Origin of the sequence: Streptomyces sp. ID05-26A (genome assembly GCF_033794685.1) — a bacterium.
Classification (GTDB): Bacteria; Actinomycetota; Actinomycetes; order Mycobacteriales; family Pseudonocardiaceae; genus Lentzea.
In genome coordinates this window covers 28,897-52,960 of sequence record NZ_JARAYZ010000006.1, presented here as the reverse complement: position 1 = coordinate 52,960, position 24,064 = coordinate 28,897, and the positions used below count along the sequence as shown (strand labels likewise).

The 24,064-nt window shown below is 64.1% G+C and carries 6 protein-coding genes and 1 pseudogene; 6 read left to right on the top strand and 1 reads right to left on the bottom strand.

Annotation, left to right across the window (positions count from 1 at the left end):
• The first annotated feature begins 380 nt into the window (after window positions 1-380).
• From PV646_RS37725 to PV646_RS37700, 6 genes and pseudogenes are all read left to right on the top strand, one after another.
• Window positions 381-1,577: an ABC transporter ATP-binding protein gene (locus tag PV646_RS37725; RefSeq protein WP_500347706.1), complete on the top strand. Its 1,197-nt coding sequence runs from the start codon at window positions 381-383 to the stop codon at window positions 1,575-1,577.
• 157 nt (window positions 1,578-1,734) lie between these two features.
• A pseudogene (locus PV646_RS37720) lies at window positions 1,735-2,346 on the top strand (carbohydrate ABC transporter permease); the annotation flags it as partial.
• 160 nt (window positions 2,347-2,506) lie between these two features.
• Window positions 2,507-2,830, top strand: a complete 324-nt coding sequence (locus PV646_RS37715) for a hypothetical protein (RefSeq protein ID WP_500347110.1) — start codon at window positions 2,507-2,509, stop codon at window positions 2,828-2,830.
• 1,348 nt (window positions 2,831-4,178) lie between these two features.
• Window positions 4,179-4,964 carry an SAM-dependent methyltransferase gene (locus PV646_RS37710; RefSeq protein WP_500347109.1) on the top strand — a complete coding sequence of 262 codons (786 nt, stop codon included), beginning with the start codon at window positions 4,179-4,181 and terminating at the stop codon, window positions 4,962-4,964.
• A gap of 333 nt (window positions 4,965-5,297) precedes the next feature.
• Window positions 5,298-5,624 carry a hypothetical protein gene (locus PV646_RS37705; RefSeq protein WP_500347107.1) on the top strand — a complete coding sequence of 109 codons (327 nt, stop codon included), beginning with the start codon at window positions 5,298-5,300 and terminating at the stop codon, window positions 5,622-5,624.
• A 1,105-nt stretch (window positions 5,625-6,729) separates the two neighbouring features.
• Window positions 6,730-22,482, top strand: coding sequence for a hypothetical protein (locus PV646_RS37700; RefSeq protein WP_500347105.1), 15,753 nt, complete (start codon window positions 6,730-6,732; stop codon window positions 22,480-22,482).
• A 102-nt stretch (window positions 22,483-22,584) separates the two neighbouring features.
• On the opposite strand, the gene PV646_RS37695 is transcribed toward PV646_RS37700, so the two are convergent.
• Window positions 22,585-23,112: a DUF2017 family protein gene (locus tag PV646_RS37695; RefSeq protein WP_285647666.1), complete on the bottom strand. Its 528-nt coding sequence runs from the start codon at window positions 23,110-23,112 to the stop codon at window positions 22,585-22,587.
• Window positions 23,113-24,064 lie beyond the last annotated feature (952 nt).

Below are 24,064 nucleotides of genomic sequence, written 5' to 3'. Positions count from 1 at the left end.
GAGTTCGGCCGGACCCTGAAGCAGAACCCGTTGTCCGTCACCTGCGGCCTTGGTCAGCACTCCAGTGCGGACACGGGGGCAACGCGCGAGTTGTCAAGCTGAGCGTGCTGATCAACACTCGGCGCAGCAGGAAAATCACGATGTGACCATCTGCTCGAGGAATGCGGACTTGGTCTCACAGCACTTGGCGGTGACTCGGCCGTGATCTGTCATCAGGCGACGATAGGCCCAGCGACCAGGACCTGGCATGTGCGACGGGGCAGAAGATTTGGGCCTTCGGAACACCGTGTGAAGTCCTTAACTCCTGCTTAGGACGTCCCGGATTACGTTCTGTGCCGATCCGCAGACGCGGTGTCATAGGTTGTACCTGTGGAGTTGGCGTGGCAGAAGTTGTTCTCACGAGGCTTGGCAAGGCATACGCCGATGGCACCCGTGCGGTGACCGATCTGAGCCTGAGCATCGCCGATGGCGAGTTCCTAGTGCTCGTGGGCCCGTCAGGTTGCGGCAAGACCACCGCACTGCGGATGATCGCGGGACTGGAAGCGATCATTGAAGGAACGATCCACATCGGTGACACCGTCGTCAACGACGTGGCACCACGGGACCGCGACGTCGCCATGGTGTTCCAGTCGTACGCCCTCTATCCGCATCTCAATGTGTACGACAACATCGCTTTTGGCCTCACCCTCCGCAAAATGCCCAAGCAGCAGATCGACGAACGAGTGCGCCGCGTCGCGAAGGTGCTCGGGTTGCACGACCATCTCGATCGGAAGCCGCGCAATCTGTCCGGAGGACAGCGTCAGCGCGTCGCGATGGGGAGGGCGATGGTCAGGGCACCACAGGTGTTCCTGATGGACGAGCCCTTGTCGAATTTGGATGCCAAGCTCCGCGTGCAGATGCGAGCTCAGATCGCCCGCATGCAACGCGATCTTGGTGTCACCACCGTGTACGTCACCCACGACCAGACCGAAGCGATGACGCTCGGTGATCGGGTGGCGGTGATGAAGAACGGTGTGCTGCAACAGGTCGGTCCGCCGCAGGAGCTGTACGACCGGCCGGTGAACCTGTTCGTCGCCGGCTTCATCGGTTCGCCCGGCATGAACGTCGTCACCGGCAAGCTCACGTTCGGCGAAGAAGAGAAGCTGTGGCTCGAGCTGAACTCGGACGCGTTGCTGCTTCCCGCGTCCGTGCTGCACGACAGGCCCGCGCTGAAGCGCCGCATCGGCCAAGACGTCATCGTGGGGATCCGGCCGGAGGACATGGAGGACGCCACGCTGGTTGATGCGTCCGAAGACCGGATTCTCCACGTCGTCGCAGACCTCGTTGAGGCCATGGGGTCTGACGTGCTCGTGCACTTCCCCGTCGATGCGTCACCGGTCGTCACAGCCGACACCCGCGCGCTGGCCGGCGACACCGGGGACGACGACGTGCTCCAGGCCGCGAACGGTCGTTCCGTTCTGGTCGGCCGGTTCAGCCCTCGCACCAAGGTGTTCGAGGGCCAGCCCGTCGCGGTTTGGGTCGACACCTCCCGCCTGCACTTCTTCGATCCGGCCACCGGGTCGTCCATCTGGAACTAGGAGTGCTGACCAGCGCTAGGAAGTTCAGCGTCGTACTTGCCGCACTGCTCGTCGTCACCGATTGTGGGCAGGGCACCGCGGGGGACGGAGTGCGAAGGGATCGAGTGTCGACGTTGTTGGCACGTGGACGGATGATGAGCAGGCGAACACCTCTTCCGGCTGGTGGACGGTCTTCGTCAAACCGGCCGAGTTGGCGGTCGACAACTACGCGGCGCTGCTCGCGGACTCCACGGTGCTGCAGTCGCTCCTGAACAAGTTGTACATCGCGGTTCGGTCCACCGCACTGGTGATCGTCATCTCCGCGTCGGCCGCGTACGCGTTGTCTTGGATCGACTTCCCCGGCCGTGACACGTTCACGCTCGTCGTGGTCGGCTTGCTGGTGATGCCGGTGCAGGTGGCATTGCTCCTGGTGGCGAAGCTCTTCGGCTCGCTGGGCCCTTTCGGAACCGTTACTGGCGTCGTGCTGTTCCACGTCGAGTTCTGTCTGCCGTTCGCGATCGTCCTGCTGCGCAACCTGATCGGAGCCGCCCGGATGGACGGGGCGAAGGAGCGGATGATCTTTCGCCGGGTGGTCCTGCCAATTGGCAAACCAGCGATCGCCTCACTGACGATCTTCCAGTTCCTGCGGGTGTGGAACGACCTCCTGTTGGCGCCGGTGTTCGCCGACCCCGGTTCAGCGCCCCTCACGGTGGCCCTGCGCTCGCAGTCGCGACAGTTCGGCAGCAACTTCGACCTGCTGCCGAGTGATGCCCTCCTCTCGAGAGTCGTCCACAACGGCTTCACCCGGGTGCGTGCCTCGTGCATTCGCGTAGCTGTGACCTGGATTGTCGGACCCCGCATCGACACACTCTTGAAGCGGCACTGGTGATTGCGGATCGCGCGGGACGGCGTCCTCGCGCACTCCGGATCGCGGCGGAAGGCCCAGTCGCTTGCTGAACTCACCACTTCGGACGCTCGCTGACGAACTTGCCCGGCGCCAGCCGCTGGATGTGTTCGCCGTCAACGACACTCTCGCGATGCGAACCGTTCTGTCGTACTCGCGTGATGCGTTGCCATCGAAGATGTCCGACACCTTCCAGCTGCTGGGCTTGCCCCAGGCGGCCCAGTCCGGAACGAAGCGGCAGCTGCCCTCCATGAACCAGCCACCTCCCAAGGCACAGGGCCATCTGTCTGCGCTGTCGAGCGTGCATCTGCTCGACCAGACTGCAGAGGACAGGTTCTTGATGCACGACCTCGTTCATTTATGCCGTTGAGCTCGAGGAAGAACGCAACTCACATCGAGACAACGCCGCGGCCTTGGAACGATTTGGTCTGTTCGTTCTGACCGGGGCCTTGCCGCTGGCCATCCACCCGCGTCCGGCGAAGGAAGGCGGGCCCACCCGACCAGACGGGACAGCGACCGATGCGGCCCCACAGAAGCCGCGATGGCGTAGCCGTCCTGATGTCACCCCGGCACCGCCAGCCTCCGCAGAGCAGGGGTGTGAGGTAGTCGGTCATCTAAACCCCTCAGTCGACAAGAAGGCGACAACCTATTGTCCTCCCTGTGGGTGAAGGTTGCCCATTCAGAGGCATCTGCCAGTAGAAGGTCAATGTCTTCAAGTAGATAATCGCAAATGTCACTGCGGTTCGCACTGGCAGAAGGGGAATCGATTGCGTCTTTTGGCGGCTTGCTTTGACTTCTCTTGCGACATTCCATCGCCCTCTGGTTCGGGCTGACCTTAGGTTGAGGTTCGATCAAATAGGATGGCGCAGGTATGGAATATCTAGCAGACTCTCGGTGGCGCTATTGAGCCAGTCGGTGAGCTTGGCGTTTAGGTTGTGTTTGCGCCCGAGCAAGGCCGGCTAGCGCGGCCCCGCAAGGCCAAAGGGCCGGAAGGCGGCCGACCACCTACCTTCGCTCTCAAGGTCTAAATCAGCGCCTCATCGTGGAGCGACATCAATCGGCTCAAATGTCGCCTGGAGTCGTGGTCAACCGCTACGAAAAACTCGCCGTCAGCTACGAATCTACTTTCCGCACTGCTGCGATCAGCGAATTTCTCTGACCGACTTGGGTGCGGACCTGGTTATGAGGCACCTGTTTGTAGGGACTGGTGCGTCCGTTCGCTCAGGGGGAGTTCGAACGCTGCTTCCCGTCACCGCTGGTCCATGGCTGTGGGGAGAGATCGTTGGGCAGGGGAGTGGTAGTCGGGCAGCGGCCTGGCCGTACCGCTGTGCGCTGAGAGCGTTGCTTTGCCTGCGGTGTCCAAAAGTTGCTGCCGACCTGAAGTAATGCGCCGTAAGAAGCCACACTGCTGGAAGAGTTCTGCAGCTGGCCGTTCGTCGCCAATCCGCAGTCATCCTGGACGAGGTCGAGGCTCGTGCAAGTGCGGCCGTCCTCGGTGATCCACCAGAATAAACAAGCCTGCAGTGGGCCGAATTGGTTGCGGCGATGCACAAGCTTCTCCTGGTAGGTCGAGTCAATCGCGCACTGTTATTCACCCTGGTGAACTCGCTCTCCGTGCATGGTAGAAGAATCCGCGTAGAAAGGGTCATAATGGGGCGGAATATTCTGGCGCGACAAGCCGTTCGAAAGGTGTGCTGTTTGCGCGGGCGAATGTCAGCATGAACGATCTGGGCATGATCAGCACGGCTCGGATGCAGGACTATCTTCTTGGCGGTGGTGATCACTTCTCTTTCGATCGTGCCTGCGTTGATGACTCTCCTGTGATTGAGTGGGTACGCGGGGTCCTGTTGCATGACCGTACATTCTTGTTCTCGGCAATGTCCTTTATGCTTGACCGTGGTATCAAGCAGTTCCTTGACTTGGGATCAGGAATTGCCACCATGGGTGGTCCTCTGGATGTTGCAGAGTATCTCTGCAGGGAAATCCGGGTTGTGCACGTGGACAACGATATTGCCGTGATCGAGCATGGAAAATTGCGCGCCAGGATCGGTGGTCAGGCCAACGCTGGGTTCGTTCACGCCAATGTATTGGATGCGGATCTGGTGCTGTGGACTGCGATACGAGAAGGAATTCTTGACCTGCGCGAGCCAGTCGGCGTGCTGGCTATCGGACTGCTCCACTTGATCGGACCCCAGCAAGCGCCGGAACTCGTGGTGCCGAGGTACTGCGCAGCTTTCGCGGCCGGTAGCTCCGCAGCTATCTCACACCTGACGCCAGGTTTGGCACTCTCGCATCTGGACGAGGTGGGGCGGCTGCTCGCCGGCTCCAACCGCTGTCTTCATCCCAGAGGCGAACTGGAGATCAAGCAGATGTTCGGTGAACTCGCAATCGTGGAGCCTGGTTTGATGCCGCTACATCACCGCGTCTGGACACCGGGAAAGTCTCGCGGGGCGGACATCCGACCGTGTGCGGGGCTACTCGCGGGTGTGGCGATCAAGGTTTGAGATCGTCTGGTTCGTCGTGGGGCGGCGATCCTGAGACCCGCCTGGTTGCCCTGGCTGAAAGGTCACTCTCGCGGCACTCTTATGCGTGTTGAACGAGTGATGCGTCAGGTCAGGTGATGCTGCTGTCTCTCACCGCATTTCACGGGTTCAATAGGTCACGTGCGGGGCGTCTCCAAGACCCGACTGGCCTGTCATTTGGCCATCACCTGTTGCTGTGCCGCATCGCGGCACAGATGTCGCGGGCGATTTGGCTCGGTCGTCAGGCCCGAGTGTTCGCACACTGCGTGAATTGGAGCGTGGCCAAGAGGCTTCCGTCCAGGAGCGGTCGGTCGGGTGCTGGCATCCGCCCTCAACCTGAACGAGGCCGAAGGAAAGAGTCTTTCATCCGCTTGGCGAAAGACGGCCGATGCCGCTCAGCGGCCGCTCATCATCGAACCTTGGGTGCACAAGCTGTCGATGGTGCGGGCGATTGTTGGCAGAGAGCGCGAACTGGAGGACCTGTCACGCGCGGCTGACGCGGGTGGCGTCGTGGTCGTGTTCGATGCGCCCAGTGGCGGCAAGAACTCGATGGCTATGGCCGTCGATCGACTCAACCTGCAGTGGATGGCTGTCTCGTCCTCGACCAGCGCGGTGACGATGATCCTCGCTTTCCCCGGCTGAGGCGCTAAAACAGATGTTGGCCAAACCAGGTGCACCCATCAGCCAAGTTCCGTCGACGGATATGGAACGGAGCGCACTGTGCTGCGCCGTAATGCGAGATCGGCGTATTGTGGTCGTGCTGGACAACGCTGCGAACGAAGCGCAGATCCGTCCAGCGGGCGTGCTGCAGCAGCTCTGCGCTCCATTGTTCACGACTGGGCGCCGCGCAGGGCGAAACGCAAGACTCGCAACTCGGACTCCGGCTGGTCGAATAGCTGTCTCGACACCTCTTTCCCGTGTGCCTCATATCCACGCCCGTGGGCGAGTGGGCGGAGCGGAACCAGAGAGCGCCGGCAATTTCTCGCGTCTCCAATTTCGTGTGTAGAGGCTGTTCAGAGTGGTCTTTGGGGTGTGTTCGGGCAATCTGAGGGGCCTTCTGTCCTGGGAGAGCGGGTTTGTGTTGCCGGATGGCGATCTGGTGGCTGTACTGCTCTGTGCTGTGCGTCGCGTTGGATGTGGTCTGAGGAGGGCTGGGACAGAGGCTTGACAGCTTTGCCTGAGCGTTGTGCAGATCGTGCGCGTGGAAACCGGTGGCGGATTTTCTTGAGAGGCCTGATTCGGTAGAACGCTTGTGGACGCTGAAAAAGTAGGAAACATGCGGCGAGGAAGAGATCGGATGTTATTTTGCGTTGATTCCTTCGGGGGTCGCGCCTGAACTCCTGGATTTTGACCGCAGGGCTACCTGTGGCGCTCGTCAGAATTGGTTCGTGACGTGGGTTGATGGTCGTGGTGTTGACCCACTTCTCCGGTTGCGTGGGCGGTGTTGATCGCTCGTTGTCCATATATCTTTGAGAAATCGTACGTGTCTGAATAGACCGAAAAGAAGCAACTGTTCGGCTTGGGAGTCCTCATGGCAGTCAATGTTCCCCCCGAGCTCGACGGTTTGTTCTACCTTGTCGTAGGTCAGCCGTTTCCCCGCCTGGACGTAGCGGGAGCACGTGCGTTTGCGGCGCGGCTGCGCGACGTTGGGACGAGACTTGAGGATCTGCTCCAGGACGGCGACGCTGCCGGTGTGGCTGTGGGGGGAGCCCTGGGAGGTGCTGCCGGTGATGGTGTGCGGAGGTTCGTGGGGAAGCTGACCAAGCTCGGCCCGTCGATGGGCGCTGTGGCACGCCGCAACGAGGAAGCGTTGCGAGAGCTGGCGCTGTCGGAGGAGAAGAATGGCTACGAGATGCTCCAAGAACTCGTGCTGTTCTTTCCGCAGATCATGTGGGCGTTGTGGAGTCCGTGGGGGGCGCCTTGGTTGCCCGTACTGACTGCCGCATTGCGTGCGCGCTTGCTGCCGAGGTTGGCGAAAATGGAGTCGTTCGCACTCGTGGCAGGCCGGGCGATGATCAGTGAAGCCGCGAGCGAGGTGATGCAGAACGCCAACGCACAGGTGCTGCAATTCATCGAGCGCAATCGCACGTCGTGGGATTCAATGGACTCGATCGTGAGCGCGGCCGCTGGTGGTGCGGCAGGCGGCATCATGACGGCGGGCATGAAGGCCGGCCAGCGATATCTGGGTAAGCACGCGGACACGGTGACCTTCCACGGTGGGCTGGAGGGCGCGACCGAGGTCGTGGTCGACGCTGGTGCGACCGGCATTCTGGGTGGCGACTTCGACGGACTGGGAACCGCGTTCACCAGTGGCGCGTTCTCGGGCGGCGCGCAGAAGGCAGCCGATGACACAGGTCAAGTCATCGCCGGAAAGATGAACCAGCCCACCGGAGGCAATACCCCTGTTGATCCCACCACCGCCACCGGATCTGGCTTCGCGAACCCTGCTCTGCGGAAACCAGGCGGTGCTGCGGCGGGCACGGAGGGGCCGCGCGTGGAGCGGTCAGGTGCCACGAAGTCGGGCAGCGAAGAGCCGAGGATCGAGAGCCCGGATGGAGAAGCGCGGGGTGGAGAGACGCCGGGGAGCGACATGTCCATCGCACTACCGTTCACGTCATCTGGGAGCAAAACGTCAGTTCCGAACTCGTTGGCCACCACAGCACAGATCGATGACTCGTCCACGGAGCCCGAGACGCGGGACGCGATCACCACGCTGCCAGTCGTTCCGATCAGCGCGCCGGCAACGCCGCGTGTGCCGCAAACCTGGGGTAAAACGGAGTCCCCCGTCGTCTCCAGCGCTACGAGTCGGTCGATGCCGCAGCATGACGACGTAGCAACGATTTCGGGAGGCGCTCCCCCCGCCGATCAGCCGGCCCGGCCGATCGTCCCCAGTCCGGTGTCCAATCCTGTCAGCACTGTCGCCGAGCCAGAAGACACCACGTTCCGCGCAACGGCACCAAGTGTGCAAATCCCAGGTGAACCCCAGCAAGAACTGCGCTTCGCGTCCAGTCCCACCGTCGACGAGGATGCTCCTGGAAACCTGAACCACCAGTTGCCTGAGACGAAGGTTCCTGGCCCGAGCGGGCCCCAGCAGCTCGGTGATGGCCCGGCCTTCTCAGGCTTGCGGGATGAGCACGCGCCTGGGGAGTCCGCGCCGATCGACCAGAACGCGCCGACCGCCAATCCCGTGAGTCCGCAGGAGTCGCCCGCCGCTGGGCAACCGGACGTGGAAACGGTCGGGTCGCCACTGCGGGCGGCTGATCTGCCGTCGCAGAACCCGATGACGCGCGATCTGCTGGGTAACAACACCGCTGCCGATGAACCTGTCGTGGTCGTGCCAGGCCAGCAGGGACCTGGTGGCGGCCTCTCCGGTACTCCGGCGACGCCGCAGGCCGGTACAGGCTTGCCGGGGCAGCCAGCCACGGTTGTCTCTCCTGGACTGGGGGCACAGCCGCCGAACTCGGCGGGGCAGCAGCCCTCGGGCGCGAGTCCGGCCGGCCAGTCGCAATCTGGCCGCGGCGAAACCGCTGGCGGCTCTGCGATGCAGCGATTGCCGGGTGTTCCGGCTCCGGGGTTTCCGGTTGTTCCGGTGTCACTGCGGCAGGGCCTGGATTCCGTATCCGCGCCTGCCGCGTTCGAGTCGGCGGCACAGCCTCCGCAACAGAAGGCCCCGCCCTACGCGGAACAATCGGCGGACATCCACGGCGGCGTTCCGCTGCCGGACAGGTTGCCGTTGACGAGGGCTTCGGAACTGCCGTCCGAGTCGGCACTTGGGCACGTTCCCGCAGACGAAAACATGAGCGGTGGCATCGTTCCGAACTCAGGAGACCAACCCGTCGGACGTGGGTCCGACCTACCGGAGCTCGCGCTCGGCTCCGGCATCGTTCCGCACGGCTATTCACGAGAGCGCCTCGGCAATGCGCCGGCACACCAGCGTGGCCGTGCACATGAGATACGGGAATCTGCCGGGGCGGCGGAGTCGAGCGTCATGCGCCCGGCCTTCGAGATCCGTCGTGCCGGGCACGGTAGCCACGGTGTCGTGGAGTTGACTGTCCGAATCAACTTCGAAGCTGCGTCGGGAGTTGACGACACGACCCGCCATCGTGCAGTACGTGATGCACAGCGAGCCGTTGACGAACTGCGCAACAAGCCGAACGTCCGCCTTTCCACGGGCGAGCTGCTCCGTTTCCGGATCGTACCGGTCGAGGCAGGCGACCGCGCACATCACACCGTTGTGCTCGATCACCACCACAAGATCGACCAGAACCACTGGAGACCAAGCCAGGTCGGCTCGCGGACCGCCCGCGAGATCGACCACATGCTCGGCATTCTCAATGGAGATCCACTGGTAGACGTGGACGATGCCGGGGAGACTGCGGAGCGGATGCTTCCGGTCGATCTCGCACAGGGGCGACTCTCACCGATGGCTCCGCCTGCCGCTGATGGTTTGACCGAGCCGAAGGCACAGAATCAGAACACTGACGACGTCAGCGGGCACTCCGATGTCGTCAGCATCGACTTGTCGCAACCTGCGGCCGAATTGGTGCACGTCCGGGCTCACAGGCCGAGGAGCAGGGCGGCGTCAGGTGGCTTGAGTCTCAGCTCCGTCGTCCGGAACGACGCCCTGTACTGGGACCAGCTGTATTCGGCCGTGCCGCCGCAGGACACGCAACCCGCGTGCTTCTACGTGTTCGTGTCCGCGACGGACGGCGGTTTCCTGGTCGAACACAGCCTGCTCGACGGGGCAGCGCTCGCCGAGGTGGTGTTGAGCTCACCGCACTACCAGAAGTACGGCGCCGACCCCAGCATTCCCCTGCGCGTGGTGGGCATTGAAGCCGAAAACTCGGCGGAGTTCCACGAACAGGTCGCAGAGTTCGCGACCGCGCTTCGCGGAGACGGTCCTTTCAGGACCGTCGAGGCGACGACCGGAGAGCTGCGGGTCGACGAGACCGGGCAGGTTGTTCCCCTCGGTGGTGACTACTTCGTGGTTTCGGAGTTCGCCCCGAGCGAGGTCTCCTGGACCTCGTTCGCAGGCGTCGATGGTCACGCGTTCGGCGCGGGCCTCGTCCTCGGCGAGGATCGCGCGGCGGCGTTCAAGCGGGCGCTGGGCACGTACGGTCCCGACAGGGTGATGAGCCTGATCGGCAGAAAGCGACAACAGGGAAGCGACAACAGGACAGTCGTGCGGGAATTGCCGCCCTGGGCACACGGGGTTCTCGGCGATCGCGTGCCACCAGTCGGATTCGTCCTGGTCATGCGCGACGGGAAGTACCTCGTTCCGCTGGAAGGTGGTCGTCTGGCGGCCGTGTCCCCGCGGCGGATGGCGCGGTTGATCGTCGAATCGCCGATGTACCAGGAAGCCAGGAACCGGCCCGTTCGCGGGGATCTGGTGCTGTTCGTCAGCGACGACGGGGCTGATCCTGCCGAGTCGGGCCAGGCGGGGGCCGAGTTGCGGGCGGCACTGCGGGAATGGGATGAGGATTCCTGGCACGGCTACGACTATGCGGGTGAGATCGAGTTCGACGAGCGTGGCCTGGTTGTGCCAGAGGGCGCCATGTTCGCGGAGAGCAGCCCGCTTCCCGCGCAGGAACTGGATCGAGTTCTGTCGGACTCCGTTTTCGGGTTCCCCGTTACGGACGAGGACCGGAAGTCGCTCCGTGAGCTCGTCGGCCAAGTGGAGCACGGTGCCGGGCAACAGCCGCCGACGGGGCCGGGGCAGAAGAAGCCGTTGCTGGTGGCGGTGCATTCTCTGGACGGCAAGGTCGTGCGCGTCAGGTCCTCGTCCGGTGTGACGCACGAGTTGGGGTGGCGTCAGTTCGGCCGGACATTGCTGTCGGATTCGGCTTTCCGCTTGGCATTGGAGAGACACCCGGACCGTCCCGTGCAACTGCTGTTCGTCGGAGCGGGGAAAGGGACCAGTTCGTCACTGGCGGTGTCCGAGATGGTGGGGTCGCTGCACGGAGAGGGCTTTCTCAACGACGTGTACGCCCCGGCCACGGCGTCAGGCTGGGAGTTGGTGTCAGGATCGCGTGCCGGCGATCTGAAGTGGGACGTGCTGTACAACCGTCTCGGCCGTCCGGTCGCGGTCTACGTCCGCAGCGATCGGGACGAAGAGCGGTACTCGCGGGCGAAGGAATGGGCGTGGAACGCCACCCCTGCCACGCTAAAGTCCTATGAGGACGGCCATCGCGCGGAGGATTCGCCGTGGTCATCCACGGAGTTGCCGTTGTTTCTTCTCTTCGAGACCGGCGCTGAGGGAGTACGGGGACTGCGGCGAGGCCTCGGCGACGCGGCGAGCCCTGGCCAGGCGCAGGCGACGACCTTCACGCTCGAGCAGTTCACGAAGGCGATGAGGTCGGAGCCGGAAATCCGGAAGTTGTTGCCCAGGAGCGGTAATCGGTCTCTGGTACTGGTTCCGTCCGGTGATTCGGCTGTCGACGGCCGGACGTTCACGGACGTGTTCTCCCAGGGTGGCTACCGGCGTCGGGTACACCTGCTGACGAGCGGCGAGTTCACCCAGGACGGCAGGCTCACCGCTCACGAGGGCGAGATCCTGACCTTCGAGCCGCCGGTGCTGAAGCCAGATGACGTCTTCTCGCGTGCCCTGGTCGACAGGGAACTCGGGAACGTCGGCCAGTTCTTTCCGCTCGACGACGGGGACATCGTGTCCATGTCAGGCGAAGCGCGCGCTTTCGCCCCGGTACGACAGATGTACTTCATGCGAGAAGTGTCGCCGGCGACGACGGACGAGCAGGGCGCGGTCGTGCCCGCGTGCTTCGCTCCCTTCCTCGCATCATGGGCGGTTGAGGACAAGGTTGCGTGGACGAACTCCGGACATGGCGGCGTGGATGGGTTCAAGTTCGGTACCAGGACCGACTCACCCTGGATCATCGGCGACACCGTGACGCTGTCGGGCGAGCAAGCCGCGCGGATCATGTACGGCAGTTCGGTGTACACGCAGACTCGGCCTGATCCCGCTCGTCCCAACGTGTTGGTCTTCTGCTCGGTGAACGAGGTCGCGGACGGCGCGTCCGAGAGTGAGGCGCGCAAGCTGGGACGGCAATGGCGCAAAGAGGTCAGTCTGGAGACTGTCACCTTTGCGAGCACGCAGGTCGTGTTGACGATGTCCGGCCAACTTCATGCCGTCAAGGCCGGCGGGGTCCTCGCCGATGTCGAGCGGTCCGCGCGGGACAGCGCAGGGCCGGTGCCGTTGTCGGATCTGGCCGCGGAGCAGATCGCCCCGGTCGAGATCGAGGGCACAGGAAGGAAACTGACGCCTTCGGACGCCGAACGAGTGCGTGAGATCGCCCGCAAGGTGGCCAGGGCAGCGGCCTGGCGTAGGAGAAACGGGGCAGGCCTGCCCGAGGTCGGCATCACCACCGAGCGAGCCGCCGCCGTCTTCCTGGACGAGTTGGCGGCGGAATGGGCGCGGCTGGGACGGTTCGGGCGCGGCCTGCGGCCGGAGGACCTCGCCATCCGCGTCGGCGGGCCTGGCAGGCGACGACCGGCGACGATCAGCGTCGAACTGCCGAAGAACGTTCCCGGCGCACGAGAAGTGCGTGACGCCACCGGGTCGCTGGAGGAGATCACCACCGCGCGGTTCGGCGCGCTCGAAGCCGCGTTCGCGAAGCTCGTGCACGACGAGTCCGCGGCGGTGTCCGCGTCGGGCGAGCCGGTCGCGCCGCGCCATCCTGACCTGGACCTGGACGGGGACCAGGCGCCAGGCCACGAAGTCGGCGAGTGGTTCGCGCACAGCGGTGGCCAGGCCTCCGGCGACCCTTGGACCGGCGATGGCCAGTCCGGGAGCGGAGGCGCATCGCCGCTCGCCCATCAGCAGGCCGAGCAGCCTTTCGTCAACACCCACGAGCCCTTCGGCGACGAGGCGTCAGGTGCGCTCAGCCTCGACTACGGGTCCAAAAAGGACAGGGCCTTCTGGGAACAGGTGTACTCCGCGTCGCGGAGGCCCGGGTTCACCGCTGACGGCATCCCCCCGCCCTTCTACCTGTTCGTGACGTGGTCCGGTGGTCTGGCCCAGGTCGGCGACCAGGCGATGGGCGGCGCCGAGCTGGCCGAGTTCGTGCGGAGGTCCCCGCACTACCAGAGATATGCGGATGATCGTTCGGTGGTGCTTCGGATCATCGGTGTTCAGGTCGGTGACAACGATCTTGCCCAGATCACGCGGACCGCCCGTGAGTTCGCGATCGCTGAGCGGGGTGGGCAGGACTCGTTCCGCCTTGTGCAGCTGGCTACTCGCTCGGTCAGCGTCGGTACGGACAACCGCGTCGTTGGTCTGGACGACTCCGCCTACTCGATTGTGTCGGCTGTCCAAGCCGACGATCTCCAATGGCGCTCATTCGTGGGAAGGGAGAACGAGCCACTCGGCCTCCTGTTTGGCCACGGTTCCGTCGCCAAGATGGCGGACAAGATTGGGGTGATTCCATCTGATCTGGCCTTGAGGTGGACGTACGAACGGTCTCTCGCGGACAAGAGCCGTGATTACGTCGTTCCGGCTTGGGCGCCGGCGACGACCGGTGACCGGGTGCGTCCTGTACTGGTCATGCTGAGCCTGGAAGGTGGCCTGTTCGAGGTCCCGATTCCTGGTCAGCTCATCACGAGGGTGAGTCCGGCATTTCTCGTGAGGGCGATGGTCAGTTCCCCGGCTTTCAGGGCCTACCGGAAGCAGGCGGTCCGTCCGCAGTTGATCATCCTCGGCCATGACGTCTCGGCGGATACCGGACCAAGCTGGGAGGCGCTTCGCGAGCTTGTGCGCGAACTGAGGTCGCAGGACGGACGGCCCTGGCAGACTCACCTGTTCGCGGGGGACTTCTCGTTCAGCCGCGAGGGATTCGCTCTGCCGCACGGAAGCCAGTTCGAAGCAGGGCCACCCCTGTCCACGGACTCGATCGAGCTGGTCACGTCGCCATCGCTGTTCGGGTTCCCACTGGGCGGCCAGGACCGGACCAGCATGGCTTCCCTCGGCATGTCGGTGGCGAACGGTGTGCTCGCGGGCGATGAACCGTGGAACTTGAACCAGCGCACGCGCGGCAAGAGGCCGATTTTCGTGTTGGTGAACTCGCCGGACGGCGCCCATGCGCTGATCGAATCCCAGACCGGCCCGCGTTACGAGGTGGACGGCGCCGAGCTGGCGGTCATTCTGTGGAACAGTTCCGAGTTCTCCTCTGCGCTGGCGGGTGATCCGGATCGCCCGCTGGTCGTGGTCAGTCGCGACAACGGGGTGCTGAAGGACGTCGAGTCGCTGGGACGTCAGATTGCCGAAAGGCTGCGGCAGCGGGACATCGGTCACTTCGGAGACGTGTACGCGGCGTTCTCGGACTCGTCGAAGCTGGAGTACTTTCTTGTTTCCGATCTGCTGGGAACCGATCTGGAGATCGAGTTCCTTCCGGACGGTGATGGCGACCTCGCCGCTCTGTACCTCTCCAGCGGAGAGGACGGCGACAGCGGAGCGATCGCCGAGGTCAGGTCGTGGGCACAAGAGGTTACGAGCGCCTCTCTGTCCGACTATCAGGTCGAACTGTCTCACGGTGACCTGACGTCGGCTGGAAGCAGAAAGATATCCGGATGGTCCACGGTGCGTCCGCCGATCTTCTTTTTCGTTTCGATGCGAGGGGAGGAGTTTGTTGTTCAGCGCAGGGACGGCGAAGTCCTTCATTTGTCCGCGGGGGAATTGTCAGGCGCTCTGACGTCGATTCCCGCACTGGGCAAGGTCCTGCGGCGCCATCAGGAGCGGCCGATCGTGATCGCTTCGCTGAGTGGAGACGTCAGCGGTGGTGGCAAGCTTGCTGCCGAACTGATGCGCTCAGGTTTTTCGCGGACGGTGTTCGAGGCCCGGCACGGAATCAAGCTCCTTGCGGGGGGACGGTTCACGGCGACACTGCGAACTCTGGTGGCTCACCAGCCGCCTGCTCCGCGAGCGGATCAGATCGACTGGTCACCCTTCTCCGGTGACCAGTACGGGCAGTGGGGACATGCTCTCGATGTCAGGAACTTTGACAAACTGTCGACCACTATTCAGGCTCCGCATGATTCGCCGGTGCGTCGGCAGTACTATTTTAGGCGATTCAATGACGCGGTTCTCGACGAAAATGACAGAGTCGTTATCAGAAGGGCCGTTCCCTATCTCTCTCCTCAGGCGGTCAGTGATCTTCCGCCGTACTTGTGGATAGGTCACGGATCTGATTCGGACTTCGCGCTGATCCTCAAGCCGAACAAGGCGATGGAGCGGGGTGACGTTGTCTTGTCCGATGGCGGTGGAGCGGCGCGCCTCCTTGTGGTGAGTGATGTCTATCGAATGGTCAAAGCGGACCCCCGCGCGCCTGTTCTGTTCGCTTCCTGCTTGGTGGCAACCGGCGGGGATAAAAGTCCCGCGGCGGATTTTTCCCGCCAGTGGAGGCTCCTGCGCGGCGGAAAGCCGATCATCGCCGCGGCAGACGACATAGTCACCTCCCATTCCTCATCCACAAGATCTGTTCCGCGCGAGAGTGCCTACTTCGCCTTTGGAGACGGACAAAGGGACCCCGAGTGGGATGTGCCGCTGCTGGATCTCGCCGCGACCGAAATCGGCCCGGCCGAAATCGGGTTCGGCTCGCGAGGTGAGCTGGGCATCGGGTGTGCCGAGGTACTGCGCATGGTCGGGCAGAAGTTGGCGCGGGCGGCGGCCTGGCGGGCGCTGAACGGCGCGGAGATGCCGACCGTGGTCATCAAGGGAACCGGGGTCGCGAAGGGATCTTCGTCATTCGAGGCCACGCACGCCGTGCTGGGCGCGGAGATGATCGCGGAATGGGGGCGGCTGGGCAGACTGGCGCGCGGGCTCACGATCGACGATGTCGTTTTCGACCTTGTCGATGTTCCCGCGTCGGCGAGCCAGGGGAAGTCGGGCGTCGTCATCACTGTCGACCTTCCGCCGCAGGCACTCGGCCAGGACGAGGTGACCGCACTCCTGTTCGGCCCCACCGACCACCCCAGCAGCAAGGAACTCGACGCCCTCGACAAGGCGTTCGCCAAGCTGGCCCCTTCCGTTGATGACGCACCGCCTTCCGGCGACATCGTGTCGGTCGAGGGGAAAGACCCGCGCGCGAAGATCGTCGAACCACCGATGGCAGTGCACGATCCTTCGGAGTTCGCGTCGGGCGGGCTGAGTTTCGACGCTGGTGCCACTGACCTCGGCCATGCGAAGCGGGTGGCACGCTACGCGGCGATGCCACCGGCGGCGGCGAGACCCTTCTACCTGTTCCTGACGTCGAGCAACGAGGGATTGTCCGTCAACGGCACGAGGGTGCTTCCGGCTGTGCTGCTGGAGATCGTGAAGAGATCGCCGCACTATCAGAAGTTCGGGTCGGCGATGCCGGTGCGCGTAGTCGGTGTGAATCCCGCTGACGCGGAGGTGCGGCAGTTCGCGAGGTTGTTGCGGGGGAGGAAGGGCGGGTTCCGCCTGATCGAGGCCGCACCGGTCGGCAGCACGGTGTTTCAGCGGATCTCGGAGGTGCGACCGGAGGACGTCGCCTGGCTGCCGCTGTCCCACGCGGACGGCAGGGTTCTGGGAATGAGCTTCGACACCCAGGCTCGCCAGGCAGATGGCACGGCGGCGAACCTGAGGCGCGCGAGCGACGAGAGCACGCGCGTCGTTCTGGAACGGAGTGTCGACGAGAACGGCAGCGAACACCTCCGCCCGAAGATCGCCCTGTGGGCGGACACGACGGACGGCTCGCGGCTGAGGCCGTTCGAGCTGTTGCTGGACGCCGACGGCGAGAAGTACGTCGTTCCGCTGATCTCGGGAGAGGTCCTCCGGGTTTCCCCTGACGAGATGGCGAAACTGGCGTACAAGTCGCGCTGGTTCCGCACCGCGCACGGCGGGACCGCCCAGCCCGACATCGTGCTGATCACCAACGATCTCGGCGCCGGTTCCACCGTCGAGCACCCTGGCAGTCGGAAGCTGCAGGCGAGACTGCGCGAACTGGGCGGGCCGCGGCGGATCACCGCGTACTCGGGGCCTGCTGACCATGACGCGACGGTGCCCAGCCTCCGCGTGCCGGAGGGAGCCGAGTTCGAGCAGACCTTCTCGTCCAGCGCGGCCACGAATTTCTCGCTGAACGCGAACGCGGTGCGGAAGTCGGTCAGCCCGGTGACGGACACGTCTTCGGGTTCGGTCTTCGCATTCCCGGTACCGGGCGACGAACTGCCTGGACTGCGGTCCTTCATCTCCGATGTGAGAAGCGGCACGTCCGAATGGGACGGCAAGCCGCTGTTTGTGATAGTGGATTCTCCGGACGGCAAGTACGTGCGGGTCGCCTTGTACGGTGGCAGGGTGCTGGAGCTCGGCGGCGCGGACTTCGGGCGGATGTTGTTGAACCACTCCGGGTTTTGGAATGAGTTGAATTCCGAGCCGGCGCGGCCGATCGTGGTGGTGACACCCCAAAGTGTGACAAACGCGAACTTCGGCGACGTTGCCTATGACCTCGCGACTGTGCTGCACGAGGAGGGTATCTACCGAGAAGTCTATGTCCCGACGAAGCCGTCGGCGTTCGACGAGTTCACCCTGGTGTCCGGTCTGCGGGACGGAGATCTGGAGGCCGAGGTGCTGTTCAACGCTTCAGGTTACCCGGTCTCGCTGTACTTCCGGTCCGAGAACGATGAGGCGGACTATGACGCTGCCAGCACCTGGGCATTCAATGCGACGGAGGAGAAACTAGAGACCTACCAGGTGGAATCGGCCGATGGCGCCAGAACCGGCCGCAGGTCTTCCTGGCAGGAGATGCCGCTGTTCCTGATCGCCCGTTCCGGCAACGGGAGATACCGAGTCGAGCGTAGCGACGGCGTGATGGGGATGGTGACGCCGGAACAGTTCGCCCGTGTGGCGCGGGCACATCCGGCCATGCGCCAGATCCTCGGCACGAACAGCCTTGGACGGCCGATCGCGCTCGTCACACCGAACGGTGAGGCGGCGGGCGGGCATCTGGTCCGTGACTCGTTGTTGCAGGGCGGGTTCCGGCGGCCGTTGAGCGTCGCGACAACCGGAGTGAGGTTCGAGCCCGACGGCACGATCACCGTGTCGCGGACCGCGTTCACGGAACTTCCTGCGCTCGATCCCTCCGACCTGGCAGTCGAGAACGTCGTCACGCAGCCTCGGAGGACCTCGCTGTCGGCGGTCGACGGGCAGTACTTCCCGAGCGGGCTGACCGACTCGTACCTGATGTCCCAGACGGCACGGAGTGGCTCCTCTCGAAGGGGTTACTACGTGCGCAAGGAACTCACCGCCGCAGCGAGGAAGAACGGCACATCCGAGACGGAGTACGTCGCATACCTCTCGCCGCTCGCGGGAATCGACGGGCGTCCGTGGGTGATCGACGGACATGGCTCGTCCGAAGGCTTCACGGTGGGGCTGCGAACCGACCGGCCCTGGGAGATCGGCGACACCACCGTGATCGGCGGAGCGATCATGGCCAAGATGGTCACGGGGGGTTCCCTCTATCGCGAGGCGGGGCTTCCCGGAGACAACCCCGTTCTACTGCTTCCCTGCTCCATCAACCGAAGCGCGGTGGCACGCGACCTGATGTCGGGCTGGCAGGGCGGAGCCTCGGCACCGTCCACAGTGGTGGGACCTACGTCGGATCTCCTGGTGCACAGCGGGAACGGGCTCCAGGTCACCGATTCGGGAGGCCGCATCACCGAGGTTTCGCCGATGGACGGCGACCAGACGCCGCTGGTGGCGCTCGCCGACCTCGCCGCGACCGAGATCGAGCCCGTCACCGTCACGTTCTCGTCCGTGGCAGACACCGGTCCGCAAGAGCAGAAGGATCTCGTCGGGACCATCGCTCGCCGGGTGGCCCGCGCGGCGGCCTGGCGCGGGGTGAACGGCGCTGGACCGGTGCTGGTCGAGATCACCGGGTTCGGCACCCTCGGCGCGCTGGCCAGAGGAGCGAAGAGCGGACTCGACCACGCGAACTCCGCGCACAGCCTGTTCAACGAGGCGTTGCACGACGAGTTCGCGGTCCTGCGGAAGTTCGGGCTGGACGTCGCCCTGGCACAGGTCGACGTCCAGGTACTCAGCGCGGTGGCGACACGGGACGGCGGGCACACGGCGTTGATCGCTGTGCGGCTGCCGGAACGGGAGCTGGGGCTACGCGAGTTGCGTGACCTGGCAGGAGACGTGGACACCCTCACCGTCACCGCGGTCGACAAGGCGTTCTCGCGGTTGTCTCCGGAGTCCGGCGACTCCGTGGGGGAGCCTTCCGGCGAGGGAACCCTGGTGCGTAGGGGACCGTTCGGGCCAGTCGAGCACTATGGCCCGGTAGTCGGCAAGGCGGGTGGCCTCGGGTTCGACTGGGATGGCTTCGCGATCACCGTCCGGTGGGCCAGGGTGTACGGCTCGATGCCAGTGTCCAGGAACCATACATTCGACATCTTCGTCACCCAGCAAGCGGGGACGTTCCTCGTGGCAGGCCAGTACGTCGACGCCCGCACGCTGGCCAGGATCGTGACCGCCTCACCTCACTTCACCATGCACGCGGCGGACCCGAGCACCGCCGTGCGGCTGGTCATCGCCGTGGACCTGACCTATCAGGACCAGGCGACTTACGCGGCGAAACAGTTCGCCTTGGCGTTGCGTGGTGTCGGACCGTTCAGGTCTGTCGAAGTCGCGCCTGTCTCGGTGCAGGTCGACCAGGACGGCCAGGTTTCGCTGCTGAACTTCGGTTCGGCCTCCGTTGTGTCCTCGCCCAGATCCGAGGATGTCGCCTGGATTCCGTTGATCGACGTGGCTGGCATTACCTTCGGTATGGCCTTCGACACGCCGAAGAACCGCAATGACGACGTGGAGAAGCACAGCGGGGCACTTCCCGCCGCCATCCAACTGGGTATCGTGAAGCAGGCGGTCATCAATGCCAGTGGTGTAACGAAGACCGAGTCCGTGGTCGCGCCGTGGGCGTCGGTGTCGGAGGCCGACGGTGTCCACACCCGCACGGTTCTGCTGTTGCTGGAGAGCAGTGTCTACGGATTCATGGTCCCGACCAAGAGCAAGGCCGTCGTGGACGTCGCTCCTGACGCTATGGCGAGGCTGGTCTACTCGTCCGACATCTTCACGATGTTCGGAAAACGCCAGGTACTTCCCACCCTGCTCCTCGTGACCGCCAACCCCGACGGTGACGTCCCGGCAGGCGCGAGTGCCGTGCAACGGGCTGTCGCACTGCAAAAAGCCGCGGCGGCGGCGAAGCTGAACACCGACTTTCTGGAGACCCTGCGCTTCTTGAGCGGACAACCCTGGCTGAGCATCGACTATGTCGGCAGGACTAGCGGTGAGATGGGAATGAGGGTCGTCAGCAGTGTCAAGTCGTTCAGAATGGGGCCGCCACCGTCTTTGCGGGATTTCCTGTTGGTTGTCGATGGTTCCGTGGCCGCGTTCCCCAGTGCTGCTGTGCCGCCCGATCGGATGCGTGAGGTCTCCGCCGAGCTCGCGAGGCGCGCGTCGGTGAACGGAGCTTCGAATCAGACGCCGTTGCAGATCGTCGTCGATTCGCCCGATGGGAGGGTCGCCAGGCTTCTTACCTCTTCCGGCGCCGTAGTCGAAATGGGCGGCAGGCAGCTCGGGCGAATGTTGCTGGGCCATCCGGAGATCCAGATGGCGCTGCGGCACGATCCCCAGCGGCGTTGGAAAGTCGTGGGCAACCGTGTTGGTGAGAAGATCAGCCACGGCGGGCTCGCCTACGATATCGCCGGGGCTTTCCGGGCCGCAGGCCATTTCGGAGAGATCGTGGCGACCACCGGACAACTGGTGTTCGGTCGAGGAAGTATGGCCTCGCTCGATCACGCTCGCTACGAAGTGGTCTCAAAGATCAGGTATGGCGAGCTGGCGGTGGATTTGATTGCCAACGGTAACGGCATCGACGTGCTGTACGTGTGGAGTGCGGGAAATCGTGCAGGACACCAGAAAGCTGCGGATTGGGCGAAACACGCGACGCGGCACACGCTTGCGATGTATGAGATTCACGCGGCGGACGGACGAGTTGAGATGCGTCAGGCGCCGTGGGTGAGGCCGCCCGTCGTGGTCTTCGTCGACGCGGGGGTGAACGGGTACGATATTTTGCGTCTCAACGGGAATAGCTCGGCACAAAAGAGTACGTCGATGGTCATCTCTCCCGACGATCTCGCCAGAGGGCTGTCGGGATACTCGATGCTGACGAAACCTGTGGACCCGATTGACGGCCGGGATCTTCTGCTCGTTTCTCCGAACGGCAGGATCGGGGACGGCCAGCAGGTCGGAAAATCGTTGCTGTCTCTGGGGCGTCACGTTACGGTGCATGAGGCTCCTCTCAGCCCCGCGTGGCGTGCCGACGGCACTCTCGCCACGGCCGGACAGCCAATGGTCAAGCATCTGCGGCCTACGCCCAGTCCGGCGGACATCATCGTGCACCGGGTTCAGCGACAGCATCTGCCTTGGACTGTCACCGCTGTCTACTCTCCAGCACGCACGGATGACGTGTTCAATATGTCGAGGTCAGCCCATGCCAACAACGTGGTGCAGCAGGAGTACTACTTCAAGACGGAAGCGACGAATCTCGTAGACGCGGCAGGGAAACCGCTGCTCCGTCATCGCGCCTTCCTGTCGCCCTGGGCGGGGATCGATGCCCCGTCGTGGTCTCTGATCGGACATGGTGTCCCAGAAGGGTTCGCTTTCAGGCTCAAAACCGATATGCCCAGTGAGTTCGGTGACGGGGTGTACCTGGACGGTGCGATCGCGGCCAGAGTGCTGTTCGGGACTGATTCCTACCGTCGGGCTCAGCTTGATCCGGATCGGCCTGTCGTGCTCCGCACGTGCCACGTGAACACGCTTCTGCCGGCAGGAGACACCCAGGCCGCGCGGTTCAGTGCCGCGGTGACAAACATGAGGCCTCAGCACGCGAAGTTCTTCGCGGCGAACGCCGTTGTGGGATACGGTCCTTCAATCGGCTATTATACGGTCGCCGAACCGGCTTTCTACGGTGAGGCGGGCGAGAGTTCCGTGAGCGCCGGGGACGAGGTGCCGTTGACGGACTTCGTGACGTCGAACATCGCGTCGGCGCAGGTCATGCTTTCTGTGCAAGGGCCGCAGTTGACGATGCCGCAGAGCACCGTCGACGTGATCCGTGACATGGCTCGGCAGGTAGCGCGGGCGGCGTTGTGGCGCAAGCTGAACAACGTGGGAATGCCCGTGATGACCGTTACCGCGAAGAACAAGCGCTTGACCAACCTGGTCACCTTGGCGCTCCAGAACGCGATGACCGTGGAGTGGGCACGACGAGGCCGGCTCGGCTCGGGACTCTCCCCTCAGGACGTTCACGTCGTGGAGACCAGCTACGCCGTGCGGTCAGGTCAGGTGGAGGTCGTCATGATCAAGGTTGATCTGCCTCAGCACGACCTTGGTGAGACTGAGCTGTCCATCGCCGAGTACGTGCTCACCGAGGAGAGCATGGCGGCACTCAACGCGAAGTTCGCGAGGCTCGCACGGTGACCTTCCGTGGTGCCATCGGTCGGCTCGCGTCGTGGGCTGTCGCGAACCGGTGCTGTCAGCAGCCCTGAAGGGTGTCCCGCGACGCTGCCGACCGGTGGGAACTCATCTGCCGTGCTCCCGGATCTCCAGAGCGACGTGAGCCGAGGCCGTGGTCAGTCCGTCGGCCAGTGCGTTCAGCCAGATCACGGTGGGTTCGCTGGCCTGGTCCCGCACCTCGCCGTTGTGGTCGACGACCGCCGCGATGATCGCCAGGACGTGGCGGATGCAGCGCAGCCACGCTGCCGGCTCGGCGCCGACGCGCAGCATCACGACGCCGCCGGAGGCCGGGAGCGTCGATGCCATGAGCTGAAGCGCTTCCGCGACCTCGCGGAGAACGCACTCCTCGTTGAGGGCGAGGAACCAGTCGGGTTCGTCCGCGCCGAGTTCGGCGACCAAGATCGCTTTGATCCTGTCGTCCTTGGTGGGGGCAGCCGGCATCCGGGCCCGCGTTCCGCCCACGGGGAGATAGGACTCGGCGCGGTGGCTCAGGAGTCCGAGCAGGCCGACGACGTAGCTGTCGAGCACGTCGATTTCGTGCCTGGTCATGACTCCGATGTAGGTCGACCCGCCCAGGCGGTCCCAGTTGGTCATGGGATTCCCTTTTCAGACACGAATGCGTTGTTCGTTCAAGTAGACCGTGGGTGGTCTCGTGTTCCGAATGCCGTGCGCGCGTGGGGTCCGATGGGGCAGCGCACACTACCCGAATGCTTCACATGTGGCCGAGGTCGTGCCTAATCGGACTCCGGCACCCGCGCTTTCGGTCGCTCGCCGTGATCGAGTAAACGCGTGCGGCTGGTGCGGATCACCTCATCCCGCGGTCCCGTCCCTTGTCTGGGATGACGTCGAGCTCGGTTGAGAACTCGGGGACGACGAAGTAGGACTGCCGACCCTGGACGGACTGTTCGTCGTCGCGGGTGTAGTGGGCGGCTGAGTGGTGGTCGTGGTGATGACGATCGTCGGCGGCGCGGCATCTGTCTCGACGGCAGACCGGCGACGCGGTTGTGGCTGAGGTGCGGCCTGAGGCTGTGAGGTGTCGGTGCTGGTCGGTGGTTCCACTTCCGTGGAGGTGGTGACCAGCGAAGGAACGTCCAGCGACAGCGCGGGCGCTCCCTTGGTTCCTTGGTGAGGGTCCGCTGCAGTGGTGTCCTTCCAAGCCGCGAGGAACACGCCCGCCACCAGGATTGAACCCGTCACACCGACCGCGCTCCCGATGACGAGGCCCTTGCCCGCCCGTCTTCGTGATCTGCCGCGGTCCGGGTCCTGGGGATGTTGACGTTGGCGGCGGTTCTTCCTCAACAAGCGCTCCTCACGGCTCGATCAACCGCGATGGAAGTCGGTCGGACGGCAGAACGGAAGGTTGTCGGTTCAGTCAGGACAAAACTTCTGCCCTTGTGCACCCTCACTGTCGGCGCCCGCGGGGCTCATGGGAGCGATTGCACTGATTCAAGGGCGGAGAGGAAATCTTCAATGTATGTATGTGTGGCCACTCTGCGTCCGCCTTGGCGGAAGGCCGGTTCATGCGCTTTGGTGTGAATTACCACCA

Bases quoted from the DNA above. Each gene is read 5' to 3' on its own strand.
- PV646_RS37710 (WP_500347109.1), top strand. From the start codon at position 4,179: ATGAACGATCTGGGCATGATCAGCACGGCTCGGATGCAGGACTATCTT.
- PV646_RS37695 (WP_285647666.1), bottom strand. From the start codon at position 23,112: ATGACCAACTGGGACCGCCTGGGCGGGTCGACCTACATCGGAGTCATG.